Annotated in this window: 20 protein-coding genes and 2 tRNA genes; 6 read left to right on the forward strand and 16 right to left on the reverse strand. The window is 41.8% G+C overall.

Going from position 1 to position 25063, the window contains the following annotated elements:
• Window positions 1-9: 9 nt before the first annotated feature.
• From purE to ACH9UM_RS11290, 8 genes are all read right to left on the reverse strand, one after another.
• Window positions 10-516, reverse strand: coding sequence for a 5-(carboxyamino)imidazole ribonucleotide mutase (purE, locus tag ACH9UM_RS11255; protein WP_055158712.1), 507 nt, complete (start codon window positions 514-516; stop codon window positions 10-12).
• 25 nt (window positions 517-541) lie between these two features.
• The gene (locus tag ACH9UM_RS11260) at window positions 542-2635 is read right to left on the reverse strand and encodes an aminopeptidase (protein WP_055158713.1); all 2094 of its coding nucleotides are present in this window, start codon (window positions 2633-2635) and stop codon (window positions 542-544) included.
• Between the two features lie 76 nt (window positions 2636-2711).
• On the reverse strand, window positions 2712-3098 hold the full coding sequence (locus ACH9UM_RS11265) for a DUF6142 family protein (protein ID WP_004846779.1): 387 nt from the start codon (window positions 3096-3098) through the stop codon (window positions 2712-2714).
• Window positions 3067-3549: a VanZ family protein gene (locus ACH9UM_RS11270; protein ID WP_009243606.1), complete on the reverse strand. Its 483-nt coding sequence runs from the start codon at window positions 3547-3549 to the stop codon at window positions 3067-3069. Before ACH9UM_RS11270 ends, ACH9UM_RS11265 begins: the two co-directional genes overlap by 32 nt.
• A gap of 246 nt (window positions 3550-3795) precedes the next feature.
• Window positions 3796-3945, reverse strand: a complete 150-nt coding sequence (locus ACH9UM_RS11275) for a hypothetical protein (protein ID WP_004846784.1) — start codon at window positions 3943-3945, stop codon at window positions 3796-3798.
• Window positions 3946-3961: 16 nt separating this feature from the next.
• Window positions 3962-4642: an orotate phosphoribosyltransferase gene (gene pyrE / locus ACH9UM_RS11280; protein ID WP_004846787.1), complete on the reverse strand. Its 681-nt coding sequence runs from the start codon at window positions 4640-4642 to the stop codon at window positions 3962-3964.
• A 90-nt stretch (window positions 4643-4732) separates the two neighbouring features.
• Window positions 4733-4909: a tyrosine-type recombinase/integrase gene (locus ACH9UM_RS11285; RefSeq protein ID WP_330360047.1), complete on the reverse strand. Its 177-nt coding sequence runs from the start codon at window positions 4907-4909 to the stop codon at window positions 4733-4735.
• A 659-nt stretch (window positions 4910-5568) separates the two neighbouring features.
• Window positions 5569-12033 (reverse strand): glycoside hydrolase domain-containing protein, encoded by a 6465-nt coding sequence (locus ACH9UM_RS11290; protein WP_009320107.1) that lies wholly within the window; start codon window positions 12031-12033, stop codon window positions 5569-5571.
• Between the two features lie 184 nt (window positions 12034-12217).
• Here ACH9UM_RS11290 and ACH9UM_RS11295 point away from each other — a divergent pair, with 184 nt between their 5' ends.
• Entirely contained in the window at window positions 12218-12733 is a 516-nt protein-coding gene (locus ACH9UM_RS11295) for a DUF6512 family protein (RefSeq protein WP_004846805.1), read from the forward strand.
• Window positions 12734-12811: 78 nt separating this feature from the next.
• Here ACH9UM_RS11295 and ACH9UM_RS11300 read toward each other — a convergent pair whose 3' ends face one another.
• The 7 genes from ACH9UM_RS11300 to ACH9UM_RS11330 all read right to left on the reverse strand — a co-directional run bounded on the left by ACH9UM_RS11300 (window position 12812) and on the right by ACH9UM_RS11330 (window position 21177).
• A complete protein-coding gene (locus tag ACH9UM_RS11300) occupies window positions 12812-13315 on the reverse strand; it encodes an 8-oxo-dGTP diphosphatase (RefSeq protein ID WP_009243608.1) in 504 nt (167 codons plus the stop codon).
• A gap of 76 nt (window positions 13316-13391) precedes the next feature.
• The gene (locus ACH9UM_RS11305) at window positions 13392-15236 is read right to left on the reverse strand and encodes an ABC transporter ATP-binding protein (protein WP_004846809.1); all 1845 of its coding nucleotides are present in this window, start codon (window positions 15234-15236) and stop codon (window positions 13392-13394) included.
• Window positions 15229-16962: an ABC transporter ATP-binding protein gene (locus ACH9UM_RS11310; protein ID WP_004846811.1), complete on the reverse strand. Its 1734-nt coding sequence runs from the start codon at window positions 16960-16962 to the stop codon at window positions 15229-15231. Before ACH9UM_RS11310 ends, ACH9UM_RS11305 begins: the two co-directional genes overlap by 8 nt.
• 1 nt (window position 16963) lies before the next feature.
• Entirely contained in the window at window positions 16964-17587 is a 624-nt protein-coding gene (nth, locus tag ACH9UM_RS11315) for an endonuclease III (RefSeq protein WP_004846812.1), read from the reverse strand.
• Between the two features lie 18 nt (window positions 17588-17605).
• Window positions 17606-17773: a nucleotidyltransferase family protein gene (locus tag ACH9UM_RS11320; protein ID WP_004846814.1), complete on the reverse strand. Its 168-nt coding sequence runs from the start codon at window positions 17771-17773 to the stop codon at window positions 17606-17608.
• A 222-nt stretch (window positions 17774-17995) separates the two neighbouring features.
• Complete coding sequence (locus tag ACH9UM_RS11325; protein WP_009243612.1) at window positions 17996-19750, reverse strand: S8 family peptidase; 1755 nt, start codon at window positions 19748-19750, stop codon at window positions 17996-17998.
• A 203-nt stretch (window positions 19751-19953) separates the two neighbouring features.
• The gene (locus ACH9UM_RS11330; RefSeq protein WP_004846821.1) at window positions 19954-21177 is read right to left on the reverse strand and encodes a 6-phosphofructokinase; all 1224 of its coding nucleotides are present in this window, start codon (window positions 21175-21177) and stop codon (window positions 19954-19956) included.
• 210 nt (window positions 21178-21387) lie between these two features.
• Between ACH9UM_RS11330 and ACH9UM_RS11335 the strand changes: the two genes are divergently transcribed.
• From ACH9UM_RS11335 to ACH9UM_RS11355, 5 genes are all read left to right on the forward strand, one after another.
• Window positions 21388-22404, forward strand: coding sequence for a glycosyltransferase family A protein (locus ACH9UM_RS11335; RefSeq protein ID WP_009243613.1), 1017 nt, complete (start codon window positions 21388-21390; stop codon window positions 22402-22404).
• A 327-nt stretch (window positions 22405-22731) separates the two neighbouring features.
• A tRNA-Gln gene (locus ACH9UM_RS11340) sits at window positions 22732-22803 on the forward strand.
• 35 nt (window positions 22804-22838) lie between these two features.
• Window positions 22839-22912: transfer RNA gene (locus ACH9UM_RS11345), tRNA-Pro, on the forward strand.
• Window positions 22913-23116: 204 nt separating this feature from the next.
• A complete protein-coding gene (locus ACH9UM_RS11350) occupies window positions 23117-23587 on the forward strand; it encodes an RNA polymerase sigma factor (RefSeq protein ID WP_009320111.1) in 471 nt (156 codons plus the stop codon).
• On the forward strand, window positions 23580-24035 hold the full coding sequence (locus ACH9UM_RS11355; RefSeq protein WP_004846828.1) for a zf-HC2 domain-containing protein: 456 nt from the start codon (window positions 23580-23582) through the stop codon (window positions 24033-24035). Before ACH9UM_RS11350 ends, ACH9UM_RS11355 begins: the two co-directional genes overlap by 8 nt.
• A gap of 122 nt (window positions 24036-24157) precedes the next feature.
• On the opposite strand, the gene dapF is transcribed toward ACH9UM_RS11355, so the two are convergent.
• Window positions 24158-24991, reverse strand: a complete 834-nt coding sequence (gene dapF / locus ACH9UM_RS11360; protein WP_009243616.1) for a diaminopimelate epimerase — start codon at window positions 24989-24991, stop codon at window positions 24158-24160.
• Window positions 24992-25063 lie beyond the last annotated feature (72 nt).

The raw sequence follows: 25063 nt of genomic DNA on the forward strand, positions 1-25063 counted from the left end.
CTTTCTCCTTTACTTTAAATACTCCTCATATCCGACCTCGGCAAGACGATCGGCTTTCGCCTGAACGGTATCTTTCATCTCTGCCGAATAGTCTTTTAACTTTTTTAATACCTCTTCATCTGATACAGCGAGGATTTTTGCCGCAAGAATCGCAGCGTTCATTCCACTGTCAATCGCAACAGTCGCAACCGGAATTCCCGGCGGCATCTGAACGATCGAGTAAAGAGCGTCCATACCATCCAGATTCTTTCCTGACATCGGCACTCCGATCACCGGCATCGGGAACAGCGCCGCACACATTCCCGGAAGATGTGCAGCCATTCCGGCTCCTGCGATGATTACTTTAATCCCTTTTCCTTCCGCAGCTTTTGCCCACTCAAAAAATACATCCGGCATACGATGTGCGGAAATGATCGTCATTTCATAATCAATTCCGAATTTTTCCAACATTGACGCAGCTTTGCTCATCACTTTCAGGTCAGAGTCACTGCCCATTACGATTCCTACTTTTGGCACGTTATTTCCTCCTTAAAATCTCAAATCAATTTTCGAGTTGTTTTAATGGTTCATTTAAAATCTCAGTTCCCGGAAGCACAAATCTTCCGTCTTTAATTAGTATAATGTGTTTCCCGTCTTTTGTCACTACACTTATTTCTTCTAACTCTTCATAAGGTACGGTTATATCTGTATGACATTGAAAGTATGCCGCAGACGGATCTTCTTTTCTTTTCAGCGAACAAGAATTATCCTTTGCAACGATTTCTTTTCCGTTCGGATTATATACACGGACGTCTTCGCTCCATGAATAGCATGTGTCGCCCACTGCAAAATGAGGTCCTGTTTTCTCTGCGATCAAAATCGGCATCTTATCTTCGATCCCGTATTTTTTTCCCGCGGCATAAGCAGTCGTATTTGTTCCGATCGCGAATTCGCCAAGCGGAAGAGTATCATGATTTTTCAAAACATTATCAAAAATATATCGTCTGCCTTCTTCCTCGTCTTTAAAATTGCCGCATCTATAATCAACGATCTTTCCGTCTTTAAATTTCAATTCAAGGTCTTTATACTGCAAACCGTCAAGATACACCCGGCTGACATGCAAAACTCCGTTCGTTCCTTCCAGCACCGGTGATGTAAACACCTCGCCTACCGGAATATTTACATCTGCCACACAGTTTTCAAAAATCGTCTCTTTCCGAGCATCTTTTAACGACCAAAGCCGAATCTCCATATCCGTCCGGTTCTCTCCCTTTCCGATCACACGGACTTTTTCTCCCTGATCGAGCGCATCGATCATCGTCTGTTGAACTTTCTCATATAATTTTGCATCTAACGTATTAATTCGTATTACTTCATCGAAAATTTCTTCATATTTCGGACCGATCTCCGGCACAGGATATGCAATGATCGTAAAACTTCTCTCTTCTCCTTTGATATATTCATTTGTGATCTGACCGGATCTGCTGTCGTATTGAAGCGCAAGCTCCCTTTGCTCTTCACAGTAAGCCGGAGCTTCCGGTACTGCTTTCGGTGAAAACGGCTTTTCTCCGAATGTTTCCATCACGGCAGGTCCTGCGAACTGCGCTGCCTGTTCTTTATTTTGTTCATAAACAGTATGCATCACTTCCAGACGCCGTTCAATATAGCGTTTATCCATAAATAACGCCTGATCTTGTCTGTGATCGTACTCATACTGCCAGTTTGCCACAGCGCCGAAATATCCGATTTTGTGATGCTCTCTTTTCGTGATCACACCCGACGCCGCCCTGTATATTACGGGTTTTAACCCCATAGCGCGAAAATTTGCGATCGCCGCTCTTATGACCCGTTCAAATCCGAGGCTGTAACGAATATTTACGACTGATTTTTTGGACAGATCTTTTCCTGTATTGATAAATCCGATCCGATATCCTTCCGTGTAAACGTCCGCCATCTTTTGAATCGTCTCTTCGGGAAGCGACCTGAGACGGCGCGCAGTTCCCAGCTCATTTTCTGTAATATATTCTCCGAAACGATACAAATACCTGTCGCTGCTCAAATCTGCATTTTCGATAATATCTGCCGCAAACGAATACGACGGATCGATCTGTTCTTTAATCCGATCTGCCAAAAATACGTCGCAATAATCGCTTGCATACCAATACACGATATCTCTTACTCTTCGTATTTCCGGTTCAGCGCCATCTGCCCGGCAATTTTCAAAATACGTATATACCTCGATAAACAATTCATACAAAATCGTCAGATAATCAAGTCTGCCTTCAAACGCATAAGGGATGCCGGAGCGCATTTCCACATAGAGAAAACTCAAAAGCCTTCCCATCTCCGGCTCAAACCAGCTGCATGCATATTTCGGATTTGCATAGCTTTTTTCGTAAGCATCCCCGACAATATCACTATAAAGGATTTCGTTGATCTGTCTCATGTCTTCTTCATTATATTGATCCCATTTTCCGCTTTCCACCTGAATCCGCACATTTTCCACTTCAAGCAAAAACAGGGCAACCAATCTGAAATACGCGATATAAGAATCTTCCACAGATTCCTCAAAAGGCAGCGTGCGAAGACGTTCTACCGACAACGCATGCCGTTCCCTATATGAATCGTTGTTGTATTTTTCTGACACTTCCTGCATTTTCCTTTCCCTCCCGCTCATCTGTTTACTTTTCTTTATTATTTATCTTTTTTCACTACTTTTTATCTTTTGCTTACTAATTCAAACCTCTGATAAATACCGCAAAAAATGAAATAATCGCCGCCGCATTCATGACAATACCGATCTTACACGTCAGATAACTGCGTTCTCTCTCCCGAAATCCTATAATTGCCGAATAAATTCCGTATCCTGCCAGTATCAAAGAAATAATCGTAATACCTCCTATGATCCCGGGGGCTTCTCCTCTTCGGACAAACGCGTATGCTATACATCCCGCCAACACTGCGGCCGAACCTAATCCGAACAGACACGAAAGATTTCCGTTGCCCGCCTGTTTTTGCTTTGGCTTTTTATGTTTCACCCCGCTTTTTTTCCGGTTTTCCTCCCGTTTCAAAGCAGTTTCTTTTTTCTTATCTTCTGCCTTTTTTTCCTTTCCGAACATAACGTTTTCTCCTTATCCGACTGCATACCACAAACAAAATATATCCTAAAACTCCGCCGATTGTATTTAATAAAATATCATCGACATCAAAACTTCCTACTCTCGTAAAAAGTTGTATTGTTTCCACGCCCAGACTCAGCGCCATACTGAAAAATAATATTTTAAAAAATCCCATGGACTTTCCCGCCATGGAAATAAAGAAACCATAAGGAACAAAGATCATAATATTCCCGAGAAGGTTCGCAAGCACCGTAAACATGCCAAGCTGTTCTCTATAAGTAAGAAAACGTCTGATTTCTTTAAATAATTCAAGATTATATCTATACTCTTCCGTCACTTCCGTTCTTCCGTACCATTCCGCAAGAAACAGAAAATAAATCAAAAAAACAATATATAGTAAAAACAGGATTTTCCCAAATATCCTATAAATCCGCTCTTTTTTTATACTCAAAAATAACTCTCCTCACACAAGGAACTCTCCCTATCAGTAATTTTTTCAAATCACCGGAAGCGCTAAAAAAGCGCGCTCCGGGACTATACACGGCCGCAAAGTCTCAGGCAAACCCAGACTTCGTTCCGCCGCCGTTGCAAAAAGGGACTGCCTGTATTCCGGCTTAGTCCCTTATTTTTCTTTCTGTTTATTTATCTCTCTTTCATCCGTGTCCTTTCACAGTTTCCCTGAAAGCTGTCAAGCTGCTTAAAATGTAATCTCTTTTTTATGTTTGAGTAATTTTGCTCCGTTCACGATTGCAAGTATTCCTGTTGCCACTCCGACAACGAGAACGATAATCCCAAGTGTAATGCTACTTGCACCACTGTTTTTCATTGTAAGATATGCCTTTTCCATAAAGCGCCTCCCCGTTTTATTTTACTCCATATGTTTCATAGTATGTATCGATCGCAGCCTTTAATGTATCGTCGATCACAACTTTTCCGTTATACGGCTTGTTGTACAAGTGTTCCACGACTTCTTCCATCGTCACGATCGCGGCCGTATCGAAACCATACAGATCTTTCACCTCGTCAAGGGCGCATTTTTCTCCCCCTTTTCCGACCTCCATACGATTAAGAGATACGATTAATCCGACGATCTCCACATCAGCGGCCTGCTTTACTTTCGGAACGGTCTCTTCCATCGACTTTCCTGACGTCGTTACATCTTCGATCATGATAACTCGATCGCCGTCTTTAAATTTACTTCCGAGGAAGCTTCCTTTGTCTGCTCCGTGATCTTTCTCTTCTTTTCTGTCCGAGCAGTATCGTACTTCTTTTCCATACAACTCACTGTAAGCGATCGCAGTTACAACCGCAAGAGGAATCCCCTTATAAGCAGGTCCGAACAACACATCAAAATCATCTCCGTATGTGTCATGGATCGCTTTCGCATAATATTCGCCGAGCTTTTTAAGCTGCGAACCTGTCACATATCCGCCTGCATTCATAAAAAACGGAGATTTCCTTCCGCTTTTCAATGTGAATTCTCCAAATTTCAGCACATCGCTGTCCACCATAAACTCAATAAATTCCTGCTTATAACTTTCCATCTTTCTTAAAACCTCCGTATTTACGGGCTTTTCTCGCCCTTACTTTCTATGTTTCATCCCCTGCTACACCATTTTTACACCACTTCATGCTCAACTACACCTTCTCTTAAACTTCTCCGTTTCCAAAAACAGCGTATCCTCTGTTACGTGGCAGTACAAACCCATTGTCATTTGTAATGTACCATGTCCCAGAAGTTTCTGCAATATTTTGGGGTTCATGCCATATTCGATTGCTCTTGTAGCAAAAGTATGCCGAAGTGTGTGCAATGTAAAGGGGGCAAAATCGGGAAAAAACTATTAAACCTTCTCAATTTTATCATATATTTCCTGTTATTTCAATTAAGGAACTTCCTTAAAAATGTACGAAAAACTGTCAAATAGTCCTTTTCTTACTCTACAATCGTACTAATGATACTTAGTATTGTTGTAACGATTTTGATAGCGTATATAAATCAATCAAAAAAGTAACCGCCCCTCGCCCAAGGAATGCGGTTACTCTTTTGAGTAATTAGATAATTTGGACTAACCAACTATCAATAGTGTCTTTTTTTTATTATTATTTAAACAAATACCTATTCAAATGTCAAATTTGACGCTCTTACAATTTTGCTATCAAATTTAATAATTCTTTCCGATTTACTACACCATTTAGTACACCATTTTCATATCAAACCACACCACTTTATGATACAATACACCACTTTACCGTTTTTCAAAATCTTGCAGAACACCAGTAAATACAAGGCTTTGAGAAGTTACATCAATTTATGAAAGAGCATTGTCAGAAATTCACATATTTTCCGTTATTTCAATCGAGAAACTCCCCTAAAAATGTACGAAAAACCGATCTCATAAAAATCCATATACAAACAGGGCCGCCACTAAGTGACAACCCTGTATTTTTCCGTACTGTTTACGGATGAAGCTTATTTTCTTTTGTTCCTTTTGAAAATTGTCAGAGCCGTTCCGCCTGCAGTCACGCCTGCAAGAACTACAAGTCCGATCAGCAGCGTTACGTTAAAATTATCTCCTGTCTGAACCGCTCCGCCTTTGTCCGGTTTCTCTGTATTCGGTTTCTTATCCGGATCTACCGGCTTCTTATCCTCTGACGGATCTGCTTTCACCGATACGGCTACGTCTGCCGACTGTCCGCCGTATGTTACTGTTACTTTCTTCGTATCCGCTGTCAGTTTTGTATTAAGACTCGGATTAAAGGAGAAATCTTTTGCCGTCTCCGGTCCGTATGCAACAACTTTTGTTGTTCCGTCTGACATCGTTACTGTAAGCACAAGTCCTTTCGGATCGAATTTCTCCCCTTCTTTGTACTCTGTCTTAGCAGGATTTGCTTTAATTTCAACTTTGTCTACCGTTGGCGTCTCCGGCTCTACCGGCGTGTCAGCTTTCACTTCAATACCGATTTCTACCGTCTTGCCCGCATATGTTACATCAACTTTGCTCACACCTTCTGTAAGCGCTGTATCAAGTGACGGATTAAATGCGAAGTCTGCCTTTGTTGCATCACTGTAAGCTACTTCTTTGTCCTCGCCTTTGTTATATTTCACTGTAAGCACAAGTCCTGCCGGGTCGAATTTCTCCCCTACTTTGTAAGTTGTCTTAGCTGGCACTTTTTTAACGGCAATTTTGTCTACCGTCGGTTTTTCCGGCTCTACCGGTGTGTCAGCTTTCACTTCAATACCGATTTCTACCGTCTTGCCCGCATATGTTACATCAACTTTGCTCACACCTTCTGTAAGCGCTGTATCAAGTGACGGATTAAATGCGAAGTCTGCCTTTGTTGCATCACTGTAAGCTACTTCTTTGTCCTCGCCTTTGTTATATTTCACTGTAAGCACAAGTCCTGCCGGGTCGAATTTCTCCCCTTCTTTGTACTCTGTCTTAGCAGGATTTGCTTTAATTTCAACTTTTTCTACCGTCGGTTTCTCCGGTTCTACCGGTCTTTCTTCCAAACCTTCAAATGCTGAAGTTAATACTTTCAGCGCTTCATCAATCTGAATCTGCTGTGCGGAATAATCTGCAAATACTGTCTGTGCATCCGTCAGCGCTTTTGCAAATGCCGCATAAGAAGTGTCTGTGTACCCTTCTGCCGACGTATCTTTTACTTCATTGATTTTTGCTTCCAGGGCGCTTCTGTCAATCAGATCGTTTTCATTCTCGATTTCACCAAGTTTGAATTTTGCCTGTTTGATATAACATAAATCTGTTCTTACATTATAATTACCTGATTCAAATGCATTCTTAGAAAACTCTTCGTCAAAGTGTCCGTAAGAATCCATGATAAATGTTCCATCATCCAGAACTAAAATTCCCGCATATCCCGTATCACCGGATTTTGCATTCATTGCCCAGTCTTCTTCGATCAGTATACGGTATTCACCTTCGTTTTGCTCTAACAGGTCTTCATATGTTCCAACCCATGCAACCCAGTCGCCTGCCATCCAGTTGTTATCAAGCTTACCGTCTTTGTATACGATCTCACGGAATGTGATCAAAAGACGTCCGCTGATCGGATCATATACAGCTTTATGTCTTTCCCCTGCAAGCGAACCTTGCATTTCTTCCGGTTTACTCCATGTTTTTCCTTCATCATCAGAATAGAACATCACGGATAAGTTTGGTTTTTTATCACTTCTTGCCAGCGCCATGATCCGTTTTCCATCCGGTGAGCGGAACATTCCGACTTCACAGATTCCATATTTGCTTTCGATACTTCTATAATCAGCTAAATATCTTTCCGGCTCGCTCCACTGTTCATTTCCGTCTTCATCAAATGTCAGATAGCTCTTGAAGTTGACATAACCATAATCATGGAAAACACCCATCCATTTCTGAATGTAATTTCCCTGTTCATCTTTTAACTGCACAAGACTTGCCATTGCTACGATTGTATGTTTTTTCTCTGCTCCGTCAAAAGAAGGCCAGTGATTCTTATATTCTGTCCAAGTTTCTCCGTCATCATCAGAGTAGGCAGTATCCCATCCGCCTCTTTGTAAATCCCAGTTCGGACATGCTGAAATCAGCATAATTCTTTCTTTTCCATTACCCATATCCAATGTATATAAGGTAGGTGTTTCCTGACAAGTTGCAAACGATGCCGGAATATCTTTCTTCTCCGTCCAAGTCTCGCCTTCATCATCACTAATCTGCATAATAATCGGTCCATGACCGTGTCCTGTCGGATAAGCAGTAATCAGTCTGCCTGTCTTTGTCTGAACCATGTCCGGCTGTCCAAGATACTGTCTAGGTGTATTCGGAGCTTTTTCAATATCTTTCAGATATTTATCCGCCAATTCATACTGTGGAATCCTTGAATTTGCATACAATACTTTCTTACAGTTTACTGTAACTTTTTCCGTATATCCGCCGCCTGTTACAGTAATGACCGCTTTTCCTTTCTTGTTCGCCGTTACTAAACCGTCCTCATTTACACTTGCAATTTCCGGCTTGTTTGAGACATATGTAATCGTCTTATCTTCGGCGTCTGTTATCAAGTTTGTTGTAATCTGATACGTTTCTCCGATATTTACCGTTGGATTCGTATCCGCAATGTTTAATCCTTTTACTTTCATTGCGGAAAGTATTTCACTTTCATTCAATACACGGTTATAAACTTTCACTTCATCGATCAGACCTGTAAATCCAGTACCGCCGATCACATCCGCAGGTGTTTTAATAGGATTATTTTTTGTCCATGCATTGATATCACCGACTCTTGTACCGTTTACATACATGGCAAGACCCTGATCTTTATCCTGCACCCATGTAATATGATACCACTTGTCTTTCTCGAAATCATACTGATACGACAAGACGTCTCCGCCATTATTTCCTACACGGAATCCGGATACTCTGTCTGCCGCCATCTTCAATGAGAAGGAAAATGCTTTTGTGGAATCTTCCAATACAGAAATCTCTTTATTAAATTCTGACGTAGTCTTTACCCAATACGAAATCGTCCAGTCTTTGTCATTCAGATCGCCTGCCGTCTGCGTAATCACTGCACCTTTTCCGTCTTGTGTTACGTTCAGCGCTTTTCCTGATTTGCCGGCTTCGGTTGTGCAGGAAGCATCAAGAGTACCGTCACGTTTTCCCCATTCATCCTCTAACTTCTGTCCTTTCACATCGTCAAATGAATAGTAAGAAACCTGCGCTCCTTCTTCAACCTCAGCTTCTTTTACAACGATCGTAACAGAATCTTTCTTTTCTTCATTTTGGTTAGATGTCACCGTAATAACAGCGCGGCCTGATCCCTTCGCAGTTACCGCTCCGTCTTTCACAACTGCAACTGCCGGATTATCGGTCGACCATGTGACTGTGTTATTCAATACATTTTCCGGAAGGACTGTAACTTCAAGCTGAGTTGTACCTCCCTGCTGTAATTCAACCTCTTTCTCTCCGTTGATCGATACTGAGTCAACCTCGGTCACTCCCGCTTTCTTTAATGCGACATATTCTTCTGTCAGCTCGGCAATTTTTGTTTTGATCGTATTCATATCCGACGCAAGTTCTTGTTTTCCCGCATCTGTCAGATAATACGCGCTTGATGCATAAGTCGGTTTTACAGAATCCATCAAAGCATCCACTTTTGCCGCCATGCTCGGAACATCTGATTTCATTTTAATAAGTTTATTTACATCGCGTACACCTTCTGCCATTTTTTCAAAACGTGTACTTGATTTTGTAACTTTTGCTTCAGAATCATCCGGGAATACAAGGAAACAATCCCCGGCTTCAAATGCATTGTGAGTCGTGTCTTCCAATGGATTCTCAACCCATGAGTCATATGCCCAGCGAAGATATCCTTCTCCGCCTACGGAATAAGAATACATCATTGTCCAGTAGCTTTCTCCCGGCGCACTTAATGAAAAGTTACCCGGTTTATGACCTGTACATGTATAAATAGTTGTACGAAGTCCCGCATCTTCACGAGCCTGTCTTATTTCTTCAAACTGCTGAGGATGGGCCTTTACCGCGATAGAACCTACATTCAGGTCGTCTACGCGCATTGCAAGATCTTTTTTCTCAACAAATCCATCCATCGCTCCCGCACTCTTTAATTTCAAAGGTGTCGGAATGCCGCGTTTAATTGAATCGATCAAATCAAACGCCGCCTTATTAAATCCTCTTTCATCGATACCGATATAAGCGTCGTTAAACCAGCCTTTTTCATATAAATGGTCTGCAAGATCATTCAGAAATGCCGTCCATATCGTTGTCCATTCTTCTGAACCCGGAGTCAATCGTTTTTTTACTGTTGTCTTTGTCGCTTCATCATAATAAACAACTGAGTTTGTCCAAGGCGCAATACTGTAACATACGATCTTGTCCCCGATTTTCATAACGTCTTTGTTAAACGTTACCCATTTATCAAAATCCGTATAATCAAAACTCCATTTTCCATCCGCTTTCTTTGTCCATTTAACCATAGAAGGGAATTTAACAGTTCCTTCCCCGTATGTCTGACCTGCCCACGCCTCTTCTACGATTGTAGTTGTAATGGCATGTCCGCCGGCATTTTTATATAATCCCATGTGGGATTTTAAAATTTCAAAATGCTCTTCAGAAAACGGCGTTACATCATAATATTCTGCGATACGATACGGGTTCTGCCACAATTCCATATCAAAACCATCTTTAAACTTCGTCGCATCCGGAAGTTCTGCATCAGCTACTTTTAACGTATAAGTAAATGTAAGTGGTTCTGCTAATTCTTTTGCCGTTACCGTAACCGTTCCTGTATAACTACCTGCCGCTGTTCCTGCCGGAACTTTCACAGATACCCAGATATTCTGAAGTTTGTTCGTTCCAATATTCATCGCTGTTCCGGCATCCTGATAAAGCACTTCATTTGCTTCCTGTCTGCTTCCTTTCGGAACTTCTCTGTCAGGATCACCGTATCCCGGCATTCCTGTATAAGCCTGAACTGATTTAATAAATTTTAAATCCACATTTGCTTTCGGAATCGTATTGCCGTTTCCGGTGAAATCACTTGCCGTCGCTGTTACATCTGTATAAGAAGAATCTATCGAAGCTAAAGAAATCTCAGAAGTAACCGTATCATTCTTCCATGCATTCAAAGTATCTTCTGTTTTGTTTGCTGCTTTTACCTCAGTTAATTTATCCTGGGTATACTGAAGATTATTATCTGTAATTGTTCCGTGAAGTTTTGCTTCTTCCGGTTCTCTGTAAGTATATACATACACCTCAGCGGCATCGATCAGAATGTCCGAACCTGTTCCTGATGCATTTCTTTCCCCTGTAGCCACCGCTTTTAATGTGTGTTCTTTTTCTTCTAAATCGGAAATCGTTGTAATGAATGTAGAATTGATATTAGTAGCATTATAAAGGTCTCCCTCTGCTTTTTCCTCACCGTCGATCAGATACTTCACTTTTCCCATCATTCTGTTTTTACCGGAATAGATATCGATCTTATGTCCTGTAAATTTCACTTCATAATAGGTTGCTTCAGGATGCGCCGGATCTACTTTTTTTGACCATGTATGCTGCGCATCTCCTGCCTCCCATTTTCCTTCTGCGAATGTGAAGTAGTTTGTTTCTCCGCTCTGCTGTGTATGCGGAATTTTCACCTTTTCTTCAATCGGAGCTTTTTTTCCTGTAATCTTTTCATACATGCATTCTGCTATGTACAGATATCCTGCATCTGTAAAATGTACTTTATCTGTATTATAAAGATTTTCTTTTCCTTCGGTCTTTTCATACATATCAATGAAATCCCATGCGGCATTTTCTTTAATCAATGCCTTCTGAGCCTGATAGACTTTTTCGACCTTTTCCTGAGTGATATCGTTTCCCGTCGTCTGATAACATTTCGGAGACGTGGCAAAAATAACTTTGTTATTCTCCGTCTTATACTCATTATAAAACGCTGTCATCTGTGTTTTATAATTTTCTTCGTTCCAGTTTTTGGAATCATTCGTTCCAAGCATAATAATTACAATGTCTGCATTATAAGCTTTACTTTGTTCGTATTCTGTACCGCTTTTATATGGATTACTTGTCCCCTCCATCAAAAACGCACCTGTTTCCCCAAAGTTTTTTACTTCATATCCGCTTCCAAGTAAACTCTGCAAACGTGCCGGATATGCATTTGGTCCTTTCTTTCCTGAATTCGCGCCCGTCGAAGTGTACCCTTCCGTCAGGCTGTCTCCCACGCATGCCACCTTGATCTTCGCGGCGGCATCTGCCGTCTCACCTTCTGCCCATGCGATCGTGCCGCTTCCTAGAATACACCCTAATGTAAGCACAACACTTAAAACAATTCCCATTGCTTTTCGCATTAGTTTTTTGACATTTTCCACAACTATTTTTCCTTCCTTTCTTAGCATTTTGCCCACATACTCATACAGAACCATATACCCTTTTGTTCAATGTGTCAACATTATTTTTACCCCCCCCGCTCCATATGTCGTATTTTCATCATTTTCCATATAAAATACATTTATTTTTATGCATAATGACGAGTTTTTCGAGGGCTGATTTTCTAACTTCTGCATATACTATATAAAATACTTTTCTGCTTATGAAAGGAGACTTGTTATGCTTGCTTCCTATAAACTTTCCGGTAAATACATCTTTATCTCCGGTTTTCTGTTCACGTCTGTTCTCGGAACACTGTCGCACTTTTTCTATGAATGGTCCGGCGATTCAACTTTTATAGGTCTTGTCTGCCCAATCAGCGAATCTGCATGGGAACATATGAAACTTTTGTTCTTTCCGGCTCTGCTCTACTGCTTTCTTTTCAAACTAATATATAAAAACGCCGTTCCAAACGTATCTTTACCACTTTTATCCGGCATTCTGACAGGAACGACACTTATCCCTGTTTTCTTTTATACTTACTCAGGCATACTCGGCTTTACGGTTGTCTGGATCGATATTGCTATTTTTTACCTTTGTACTGGAATCACTTTTTCAATGGCATCCAAATTATATGAGCAGAAAAATATCGCACGTTTCCGCTTCCTCATATATGGACTGACTATATTATATTCCATCCTTTTCTTTATATTTACCTTTATTCAGCCGGATATTGCCCTGTTTCAAAATCCATGACTTTTCATACCGCGTCCGCTTACGCCTGCTTCTTTTTTCTATCTGTCTTTCACTTCATTTTTCAGTCTGTTTTCCGGTTCATTTTCCAATCCACTTTCCATCCTCGGTAAGAGGAAGCGGCTTCCCGTCAAGAACAGCGCTTTTTAAAATATCTTCTATATTATAAACAAGTTTCAGAGAAAAGAAGCCGCAGTCTCTCTCCAACAGATCAAAGAAAATCTTATCTCCCTCCCATAACTTCAGCGTCTCGATCTTTGATTTTTCAACCCATTCCAACTCGCCCTCATCACAGTCGATCGGTTCTCCTTCAAACCCGTCAGCCGTATAAAGCGACATGTATTCTACAACATCTTCACCGTAAACAAATGTCACGATTCCCCGGTAAGCCCACGAAGTCAGCGTATATCCCGTTTCTTCTTTCACTTCTCTTAGCAAGCACTCTTCAGGACTTTCTCCATATTCAAAATGTCCGCCGACACCGATCCATTTATCTTTATTCACATCATTTTCTTTCACCGTACGGTGAAGCATTAAATATTTATCGTCTTTTTCTATATAGCATAATGTACTTAATTTTGTCATAGCCATCCTCCTTAATACGGTCTCTATATTTGTATCTTTATCCGTTTTCAGACTTTTTTATTTTCTTCACTTTTTATCATTTATCCTCATCTTTTCCCCTAAGAAACTGCGATTCATACAAATGTCTGTAAAATCCGTCTGCAGCCATCAAGCTCTCGTGATTGCCCTGCTCAATAACTTTTCCGTCTTTCATAACGAGAATCACGTCCGCCTCGCGGATCGTTGACAGACGATGCGCCACAATAAACGTCGTCCGCCCTTCCATCAATTTTGTAAAAGCCGCCTGTATCTTTACTTCTGTTCTTGTGTCGATCGATGACGTCGCTTCATCGAGGATCAGCATAGGCGGTCTGCACAGCATAACACGCGCGATGCATAAAAGCTGTTTCTGTCCTTGCGACAGCCCGTCTCCGTCTTCTGTCACCCACGTGTCATATCCGTTTGGCAGACGCAGGATTACATTGTGAATATAAGATGCTTTTGCAGCTTCTATCATTTCCTCTTCTGACGCGTCGGACCTTCCTAAAAGAATATTTTCCCGGATCGTTCCCGTTTTCAGCCACGTTTCCTGAAGCACCATGCCATATGCACAGCGCAGACTTTCCCTCGTAACCTCACGCACATCCTTTCCGTCTACTGAAATACAGCCGCCGTCTACATCATAAAACCGCATAAGCAGATTGATCAGCGTTGTTTTTCCGCATCCCGTCGGTCCTACAACAGCGATCTTTTGTCCCGGCATAACTTTCAAATTAAAATCCGTGATCAGATTCTGTTGTGGCATATACGAAAAATCAACATGCTCTGCCAGTACATGTCCCCGGACATGAGTCAGAACCGCCGCATCTTTTGCATCTTCCGGCTGAGGAATTTCTTCTATTAACTCAAAAATACGACCGGCACATACAACCGCGTTTTGGAACTCTGTCACAACTCCGGATATTTCATTAAACGGCTTTGTATACTGATTTGCATAACTCAAAAAACTTGTAAGCTGCCCTACTGTCAGCGTTCCGTTTACTACCGCAAACGCACCTGCGATCCCGACTCCCGTATATACGAGACTGTTTATAAAACGGGTCGCCGGATTTGTAACGGAAGAGAAAAATGTCGCTCTCAAATATGCGCTTCCTAATTTTTCATTAATCTTATCAAACCGCTCCGTCACTTTTTCTTCCTGCCCAAACGCCTGTACTACTTTCTGATTGCCGATCATTTCGTCGATCAGACCTGTCTGTTCTCCTCTGATTTCAGACTGAAGACGAAACATCGCAAATGTTTTGCGGGCAATAAAGTTCGCCACAAAAAATGAAATCGGAGTGATCAAAACGACGACAAACGTAATATTTACATCAACCGACAACATAAATCCCAGCGTGCCGATAATCGTTGCAGCTCCTGTAAACAACTGGGTAAATCCCATCAAAAGTCCGTCCGCAAACTGATCTACATCCGCAATAACACGGCTTACTATTTCTCCGGATGGATGATTGTCGATGTATTTCAGCGGAAGGATCTGAATCTTCCGAAAAGCTTCGTTTCTCACATCCTGCACGACCTGATAAGTCATTTTATTATTGCACACATTCATCAGCCACTGCGCAAGCGCCGTAATACCCGTACATATTCCGATCTGAAACAGAATTCGGAATATCCCGGCAAAGTTTACCGCTCCTTTTCCTATGATCTCATCTACCGCATAACCGATCAGTTTCGGAATGTAGAGCGTAAGGGCGACGCTGACTGCTGCCAGCAAAACAGAAAAAACAACAAAAATACGATACTTCCCAAGATGCCCGAATACTTTTTTTAATATTTCTCCCCGGCTCATTTTCCGATCTTTGCTCTGTGGCTTACTCTGCTCTGCCTGCACTTTTGACTTCTGTATTTTATCTTCATTGACTGTTTGTTTTTTAAGCATGTAAAACCGCCTCCTCCGGAAATTGTGAATAATAAATCTCCTGATAAGCCGAACAGTTTTGCATCAGCTCCTCATGTGTTCCGACCGCCACAGCTTTCCCTTCTTCCAGCACAACGATCCGATCTGCATATCTGACCGATGCCGCCCGCTGAGAGACAAGAAATACTGTCGGATTTTCTTTCATGTTTTTAATCGCGTCACGCAAAGCCGCGTCGGTCGCGAAATCAAGCGCCGACGCACTGTCGTCCAATATAAGAATATCTGGTTTTCTTACAAGCGCTCTTGCGATCGTCATACGCTGTCTCTGCCCGCCGGACAAATTTCTCCCGTTTTGTTCTATCATAAATTCAAGCTTTCCCGGCTTTGAATCAACGAACTCTTTCGCCTGTGAAATTTCAAGCGCTTCTTCCAGTGTTTGTTCCGATGCATTTTCATCTCCCCACCGAAGATTCTCCGCAACCGTCCCTTTAAAAAGCACCGCTTTTTGAGGAACCACGCCGATATGACTGCGCAAACTTTCAATCTCATATTCTCTTACATCATGTCCGAAAACCTTCACTTCTCCTTCCGACGCGTCATAAAACCGAGGGATCATGTTTACGATCGATGATTTTCCAGCCCCTGTTCCGCCGATAATCCCTATCGTCTCTCCCGGCATTGCCCGAAACGAGATGTTGCTCAACGAAGGCGCTCCCGCATTTTTATATGTCAATGACACATTGGAAAATTCCACCGCAGGAATCCTTTTTTCTTCTGTATACAACAAACTTCCCGACTGCATTTCCGGTTTCATTGCCAACACAGCTTCGATCCGTTTTCCGCATGCAGCCGCTTTCGTCACCGTAATGATCAGATTCGCCAGTTTCACAAGCTCCACAAGAATCTGCGACATATAGTTGACAAGAGCCACTACTTCCCCCTGAGTCAGACTCCCCATATTTACACGAACCGCGCCGACATAAATAAGAACTATAATACCCACGTTCACGATAATATACGTCAGTGGATTCATAAGCCCGGAGATACTTCCGACAAATTTTTGTTCCTTTGTCAACATTTGATTGTTTTCTTCAAATTCAGCCTTTTCTTTTTCCTCTTTATTAAAAGCACGAAGCACTCTTACACCGATAAGATTTTCTCTCGTTTTTAGAAGAATTTCATCTAAATATGACTGCACTTTCTTATAAAGAGGCATTGTAATCAGCATGATCCCAAATACAACTACCGACAAAAGAGGAATTACAACAACAAAAACCATTGCCGCTTTGACATCTACCATAAAAGACATTGCCATTGCGCCGAATACAATAAAAGGCGAACGTAAAAAAAGACGAAGGACAAGGTTCACTCCTGCCTGCGCCTGATTTACATCACTTGTCATTCGGGTCACAAGCGTAGAACTGCCGATTTCATCCATTTCCGAAAAACCGAAATGTTGAATATGTTCAAACAGCGCATGCCGCAGTCCTGTTCCGAACCCAGCCGCCGCTTTTGCCGAAAAATATTGAGCTGTAAGAGAACATATCAGCCCGACGATTCCCAATACAATCAAAACAAGACACATTCTTATAATATACGGGCTGTCTTTTTGAGCAATTCCTTTATCGATCACCGCAGCCATAACAAGAGGAACAAGAAGTTCAAAAGATGCCTCCAGCATTTTAAACAGCGGAGCCAATATAGTCTCTTTCTTATAATTTTTTAAATAAATAAAAAGTGATCTCATGTCATTTTCTCCCTGTGCAATATTTCTTTAAGAAGCATTCCCCGCATTTAGGATTTCTTGCTGTACAGATACTTCTTCCAAACGTAATGATCTGAATATTATACAATATCCAATGATCCTTTGGCAGTTCCTTCATCAGATCCTGTTCTATCTTTTCGGGATCAGATTGTTTTGTAAATCCCAGTCTGTTAGAAATCCTTTTCACATGCGTATCCACAACTACGCTGGCATCATGATAGATGTTCCCTCTGATCACATTCGCCGTCTTCCGTCCGACGCCTGCTAAAGAGGTCAGATCTTCCAGACTCCTCGGCACTTCACCGCCAAACTTCTCCCTGATATCTTTCATACAGGCAATGATGTTCTTCGCTTTATTGCGATAAAATCCTGTCGGCTTGATATCCTGCTCCAACTCCTTTAAGTCCGCGTCGGCAAATGCGTCCACAGATGTATATTTTTGAAACAAATCTTTCGTCACAATATTCACTCTGGCATCCGTACACTGAGCGCTCAACATCGTTGCGATCAGCAGCTGCCACGGCGTCTCATAATTCAGATAACAAATATATTCCCGTCCATATTGTTCATCTAAAAGATTCAAAATTTCTTCGGTTCGCTTTTTCATGCAGCTTTTATCTTCTCCTTATTTATAATCCGTCAACTTGCATCTGTATACAACAAAATCAACGTCACTTGTATCGGTTGTAGTCCCTGTTGCAAAAGACCCAAATAGATCCAACCTTTTTACACCATTTGCTTTACAAATTTCCGTAACTTTATCAATCAATTCCGTTATCGGCATAACATTCATCGTCTATCAGTCTTCCTTATTCTTCACTTTTGTTATTAACACACTTGGAGTTTTACAATTAATACTTCCTTTTATTTCATACAGATCAGATTCAATGCAATATTTCATTCCCATTGTATCAGAACTTTTTACTCTTTTCTATTAATGTTCCGCACTTCATCGTCATATTTGCAATATTTTATATATCATCAGTTATCGAGGACAGCGCCTGACTAACGAAACTTAACTTGAGCCCAATCCCGGCAGGCTATCCCGCACGCACAGCGCTCCATACCCAAGCAGCGCATTCGGCCATCGCTCGTATCCCGCAAGCTGCTTTGCGCCTTTTCTTAAATAAGCTTTTACTTTTTCTCCATAAAGATATGGATCGTTTCCTCTGACAATTCCCCACTCCATCAAAAGCGCAGCGCTCCCGGTCACAAAAGGAGCAGCAAAAGAAGTTCCGCTAAAAGACTGATATCCGCCTCCCGGGACAGGCGCTGTAACGCGCACTCCAGGTGCGGCAATATCCGGTTTCAGCACGTTCTCACCTTCGTACATCCCCGCCGGACCTCTTCCCGAAAAATCCGCATACGAAAATGTCCGGGCATCATATGCCGCCACGGTAACAGCAAGCGACGCCGTAGATGGAATCGTCAATGTCGACATACTGTTCGGCTGTAAAAACGCTGTCCCCATATTTAATGACGACTGTGTCGGAAGCCACATTTGATACTCCCCGTCCACAATACGGCCGGGAGTTAAAACAATTTTCCACACGCCGCTTTCTATATACTGTTTTCCGGGAAGAAGCGACAGATAAATCTCCTGTTTCACGCTGTACGGCTTCGGTTCTCCATAATAAATCAAAAGTTCTGTATCTCCGAGTATATACCGCTGAGCTCCCAAAAATTCATAAAACGGTCCTGCCTGCCTTCCCGACGGACTGATCACCGAAACTCCCATCTCGTCAACATACGATTTCCATATTTGAATACTCAGCGCCGGTTCTCTTTGCTGAACGGCAAGTTCTACCGTCTCAGATATCTGCCGCCGCACTTTTCCCGACACATGACCTGCCGACGCCCCCTCATTTCCGCTTCCGATGCAGATTACATTTTTCCACATGTCCGCAATATCGTTCAAAAAACGTTCTACAAGAGAAGTTCCGTCATGAGATCCATATGTGTTGCCAAAACTGATGTTTATCGCCACCGGACGACGAAGTTCTACAGCCTTACGGACAATATAATCTACTCCCCGCATCAGTTCTGTTGTTCTCGGAAAACCGCCTTCTCTGGGGGCTCCCATCTTTACGATGATCAGTTCCGCCTCAGGCGCAGCTCCCCGAAACCTTCTTCCCTCACTTCCCCGGCCATTCCCTGCCGCGATTCCCGCCACCGCTGTTCCATGACCACTGACATCGGATGTTTTCACCATCTGCCGCCTTACCTCTTTGTCCTCTGTTGCTAACGCCGCATCGATCTGCTCCCGTGTATACTCTGTTCCTGCCAAATATCCTGCCGGAGGCCTCCCATTAACAGACTGATCCCAAAGAGACACAATCCGCGTTGTTCCATCCTCATTTCTGAACTCTGCATTTTCATAATCGATCCCACTGTCAACAATTCCGATAAGAGTCCCTTTTCCTCTCAAAGATAACGGCATATCCTGTACAATATCTATGCACGACACCTGCCTGCCTACATCAGTTTGAAAATACAGCTTTTTCGGTTTTTCTATAAATTCCACTTCCGGGAGCTGAGCCAGTTGTCCGATCCGTTCTTCCTCGATGACAATAACCGCATAGCCGTTCAACAGTTCCGTAACCGATCGCGCCGTTTGCCTGACCGCTTCAAGTGTTCCCGAATATTTTACGATCAGTTCCCACACATTTTCTTCTTTATCATATCCAACATCCAGCTCTTCGGAGCGTTCTCTTTCTCCCTGATCGGCATCCAGAGCCAGATTTAAAAGATTTTCCAGTTTTTGACTCATTCATTCTCCTATGACTGCAGCACATTCATTTTTTGCATTATATGTACTTCAGGAAACTTTCAACATAAAAAATCATGATCTTTACCAACCTTTTTATCTCCGGCAAAGACCATGATCTTCTTTTTTCTTTATTACGTCGTCTATTTATTTTCTTTTCTTGATTTTCTTTTCTTTAGTTCCTTTTCTTTAGTTCCTCTGTCCGTTTACTTCCTGTATGCAAACAGCGGAAGTCCGTCCTGCTGCGGAACTTGTACTTCTCCTTGAATAAGCGGTTTCGCATAACGGATAAATTCATCACTTACGTCTGATCCGTCTTTAGTGATCCACCCGGCAGGCACACCTTTTTCACGATTGCAGATTTCATTCACATCTTTTGCCTCGTAACTAAGTTTATATTCTTCACCGTCCGCTCTCACAAAGGCGATCATCTTTCCGCTTTCGCCATGCAAAGCACATTTTACGCCATACGCTCCCGAATCAACCGCCTCCTGCAAATCCGTCGCAGAAAGCATTGCCGAAGAACATCTCTGACTTACGTTCAATTCAACAGAACGAACCTTTACGCCAAGACGGTCTTTTATCAGGTTTTCCAAATATTTTCCTGATCCGGTCAGCATTTTATGCCCGAAAGTATCCACTCCTACCTCGCTTGCAAGTTCACAAATAAACGTTCCTTTGCCATCGTTAATTCCTTCCGAGATACAAACGATCACATTTGACACTTTTTCAAGAGACGCGCTCACATCCTGTATAAACCGTTCTGTATCAAACGCCACTTCCGGCAAATAGATCAGAACCGGATTATCTCCTTCAAATTTTCGTGCCAATGCGCTTGCCGCTGTAAGCCATCCCGCATGACGCCCCATGATCTCGACGATTGTCACTGATTTTTTATTATCATATACCGATGCGTCAACTGCAATCTCCCGCACGGTTGAAGCCACATATTTTGCCGCGCTTCCAAACCCCGGCGTATGATCTGTATTGACAAGGTCGTTATCGATCGTTTTCGGTATACCCAGAAAGCAAATATCGCTTCCGACCATCTCCGCATAACGCGACAGTTTGCTCACTGTATCCATCGAATCATTTCCTCCGATATAAAAGAAATAACCGATGTCATATTCCTTAAATCTTTCAAATAATTTCGGATATACTTCGTCGTTTAGATCTTTCGGTAATTTATATCTGCAAGAGCCAAGATATGAACCGGGCGTTGTCTTTACTAATTCCAGTTCTCCCGAGCGCTTCAATTCTTCCATATCCATGACCCGGCCTTCGGCAAACCCTTCGATTCCGTTAATCATGCCGAACACTGCACCAAAAGAATCTTTTCTGTTCAACGCTTCATTGACAACTCCGTATAAGCTTGCGTTGATAACTGCCGTCGGTCCGCCCGACTGTCCTACGATCACATTTTTTTTCATCTCTTCCTCCTTATTTTAATCACCGAAAGTTCAAAAATCACATTCCGGGATTGTAAGCATCTGCCAAGATTTCGGATAATCCCGGCCTTTAGCTTTTCGCTATTATAAAAACACTTTTACTATATATGAAAAAATTGAATTTTACAATATAGAATAACTAATGTATACTACACCTTAGACAACATGACAGATAAAATCAGGAGGTATGATATGAAATACATTTCATTTGCAATTCCTTGTTATAACTCAGAAGCCTATATGGAAAAAGCGATCAACTCAATCCTTATCGGAGGAGAAGATGTCGAAATTCTTATCGTCAACGATGGTTCAAAAGACGGAACGCAGGAAATCGCCGAACGGTACGAAGCTCAATATCCGACGATCGTCAAGGCGATCCAAAAAGAAAACGGAGGACACGGCGATGCAGTCAACTGCGGACTTTCTCATGCCACAGGAAAATATTTTAAAGTAGTAGACAGCGACGACTGGGTTGACGAAAGCTCTCTGTTTAAAATTCTTGAAACAGTAAAAACATTTGTGAAAGAAGACACACTTGTCGATATGGTAATCTCAAACTATGTTTACGAAAAAGTCGGCATGGAACATAAAAAAGTGATCCGCTATGACAATGTGCTTCCCGAAAATACGATTTTTCACTGGGATGAGATCGGACATTTCCGGCTCGACCAATATATTTTGATGCACTCCGTTCTTTATCGGACAGAGATGCTGAAACTGTGCCAGTTAAAATTACCGAAGCACACTTTTTATGTTGATAATATTTACGTGTATTATCCGCTTCCGCATGTACGCACCCTTTATTACCTGAATGTCGATTTCTACCGCTATTTTATCGGGCGGGAAGATCAGTCCGTCAACGAAAAAATCATGATCGGAAGGATAGATCAGCAATTATTTGTAACCAAGACAATGATCTCCATGTATGAACTGCGGATGATCTCAAGTAAAAAACTGCGAAAATATATGGTTAATTATCTTGCGATCATGATGACTGTTTCATCCATTTTATGTATCCGCTCTAAAAAACCGGAGAACTTAACTAAAAAGAAAGAACTGTGGAGCTACTTAAAACGAAAAGATTACAAAACTTATATGAAGATCCGCTACGGTATACTCGGACAGACGATGAATCTCCCGGGAAGATCCGGACGTAAAGTATCTTCTCTTGCATACAGCGTTGCAAGACGCCTGATCGGATTTAACTAACTTAAAAAACGGTGCATCGGAAGCTTTTCCATGTACCGTTTTCTTAATTTTCAATTTTTTGTAACAGTTCAGCCATACAGTGTACGGGAAGCACAAAACATGTCTGCATGTTTTTGCTAACGGACATCTGTATGCGCTAAGCGCCCATTTATGAGTAAAACAGTGGCGTCAGCCACAATAAGCACGTGGTGCGGTTTTGCGAATGGCGCGTGCTGAATTGTTACAATTTTTTCATTTTTTCATTTTTTTTAAAAAAACACTTGATTTTTTTTTAGAGTCTGATATAATAACCATGTTGCTTACGGGAAACAACACAAAACGGTACAATGCGGAATGGTGTAATTGGCAGCACAGCAGACTCTGACTCTGTTAGTAGGGGTTCAAGTCCCTTTTCCGTAGCTTGGAATTTGTAATAAACAAATTCCTTATTTTATCGGAGTGTGGCTCAGCTTGGTAGAGCGCTACGTTCGGGACGTAGAGGCCGCAGGTTCGAATCCTGTCACTCCGATTCATCCTCCATTTTATGGAGGATTTTTTATTTTTCATAATGTAAAAGCTGATTGAATTTCGTTAAGGTTATCCGATGCATGTCAGATTCTTAAATTGGAAGCTGCATGTTTGGATAATCTTTTTTATTTACTTTTTTACTAAGATAATTGTAACAAAATGAAAGAATTCGGCACTAACTGGCAGAAGGAGGTTGAAAGCACAAGTGATCGAAGAAATATACGAGATGTATTCAAGAAAAGTCTTTTTGTTTTTATTGAGCAAGACGAATAATGAAGATATTGCAGAAGAACTTACTCAAGAAACTTTCTTTCAAGCTGTCCAATGCATCGATCGGTTTAAGGGGAATAGTTCCATATTAACCTGGTTATGCGGAATCGCGAAAAATGTTTGGTTGAAAGATTTAAGAAAACGTCAAGAAATCTTATCTACAAATGATCATATTCAGGAAATAGCGGATGAAAAAGAAGTAAACGTTCAATGGGAACAAAAAGAAATCTTACAGTTGATACACAACATGAATGAACCGATACGAGAGGTCATGTATCTAAGATTGGTCAGCAACTTGTCTTTTGCCGAAATCGGAGAAATAATCGGCAAAACAGAAAATTGGACAAGAGTAACTTTTTTTAGAGGAAAACAAAAAATTGTAAAGGAGATTTTAAAAGATGAATAAAAGACTTCCATGCTACATCGTTTCCGACCTGTTACCACTATATCAAGATGATATATTATCGGAACAAACGAAAAAAGATATTGATAAACATTTAACCGAGTGCAGAGAGTGCCAAAAAAAGATGGCCGCAATGAAAACACAGCTAGACATTCAAAACACCAACGTTGACCTAAAGATCAATCCATTAAAAAAGGTAAGATTTTATCAAAAAATACTGACAGTCTTGGGAGCGGTTATAGCATTCATTTTAGGTGCATGCATTCCGATCGCTATATTAGGGTTTACTGTTCTTGAACGAGGAGAAATAGCCGCTTATCAAATCGAGAGAGTAAAAGGCCTTTGGTATGTACTCACTTCATGGAGCTGCGCTTCGGGAATTGTAGTATGCGTAATTTATTTTTTGCTCATACTGCTTATCAAAAAAATAATCAAAAAAAAGGGAAAGTAAAAATTATCTCAGTTTTTCCGGACATAAAAATACCCCCATATCGGACTTTTATACATCATTGTCCTATATGGGGGGCATCATATCAGTCAAAGCGGCAGCCTTAAAATCTGTCAACAAAGAAGCTACTTCCACTCCCCGTCAAATACAACTTCCGCAGGGCCTGTCATATATACCGTATTCTTTTCTCTGTCCCACTTGATCTGCAAATCTCCGCCAAGCAGTTTTACTGTCACCTCATCTTCCGTCAATCCGTTCAACGCACAGGCAACGGCGACTGCGCATGCTCCGGTTCCGCACGCCAGCGTCTCTCCCGATCCCCGCTCCCACACGCGCATCTGCGCCGTATGACGGTCAAGAACATTTACAAACTCCGTATTCACCCTCTTTGGAAACCTTTCATGATTTTCAAATTTTACTCCGACTGTTTCAAGCGGAAATTCTTTTACATCTTGATCTATAAATACGACTGCATGAGGATTTCCCATAGAAACACATGTCATCCTATATTCCTGTCCATCCACGGTAATCGGTTCATCTATCACTTCTTCCTTTTCCGAAACAACAGGCACTTCTTCCGGACGCAGCATCGGTTTTCCCATATCAACTTTGACAAGGACAACTTTCCCGTCTTCTACAGTCAGATCAAGATATTTGATACCTGCCAATGTCTCTACAGAAATACTTGTTTTATCTGTTAAGCCGTAATCATATACATATTTCGCCACGCAGCGAATCCCGTTTCCGCACATTTCTCCACGAGAACCGTCCGCATTATACATCTCCATTTCAAAATCGGCTTTATCAGATGGATTGATCATAATAAGCCCGTCCGAACCGACTCCGTAATGCCGATCACTGATCTTCTTTGCCAGTTCCGATGGATTTTCTATCGTTTCCTGCAAACAGTTCACATAAACATAATCATTTCCTATGCCCTGCATTTTTGTAAATTTCATAGGTTTTCTCCTTTTCTCTCGCGTTCCTCTTTTTTTCTTCAAATCCAGTCCGACTCTTCTGCCGGTCTTCTT

Origin of the sequence: Mediterraneibacter torques (assembly GCF_044591705.1) — a bacterium.
GTDB classification, from domain to species: Bacteria; Bacillota; Clostridia; order Lachnospirales; family Lachnospiraceae; genus Mediterraneibacter; species Mediterraneibacter torques.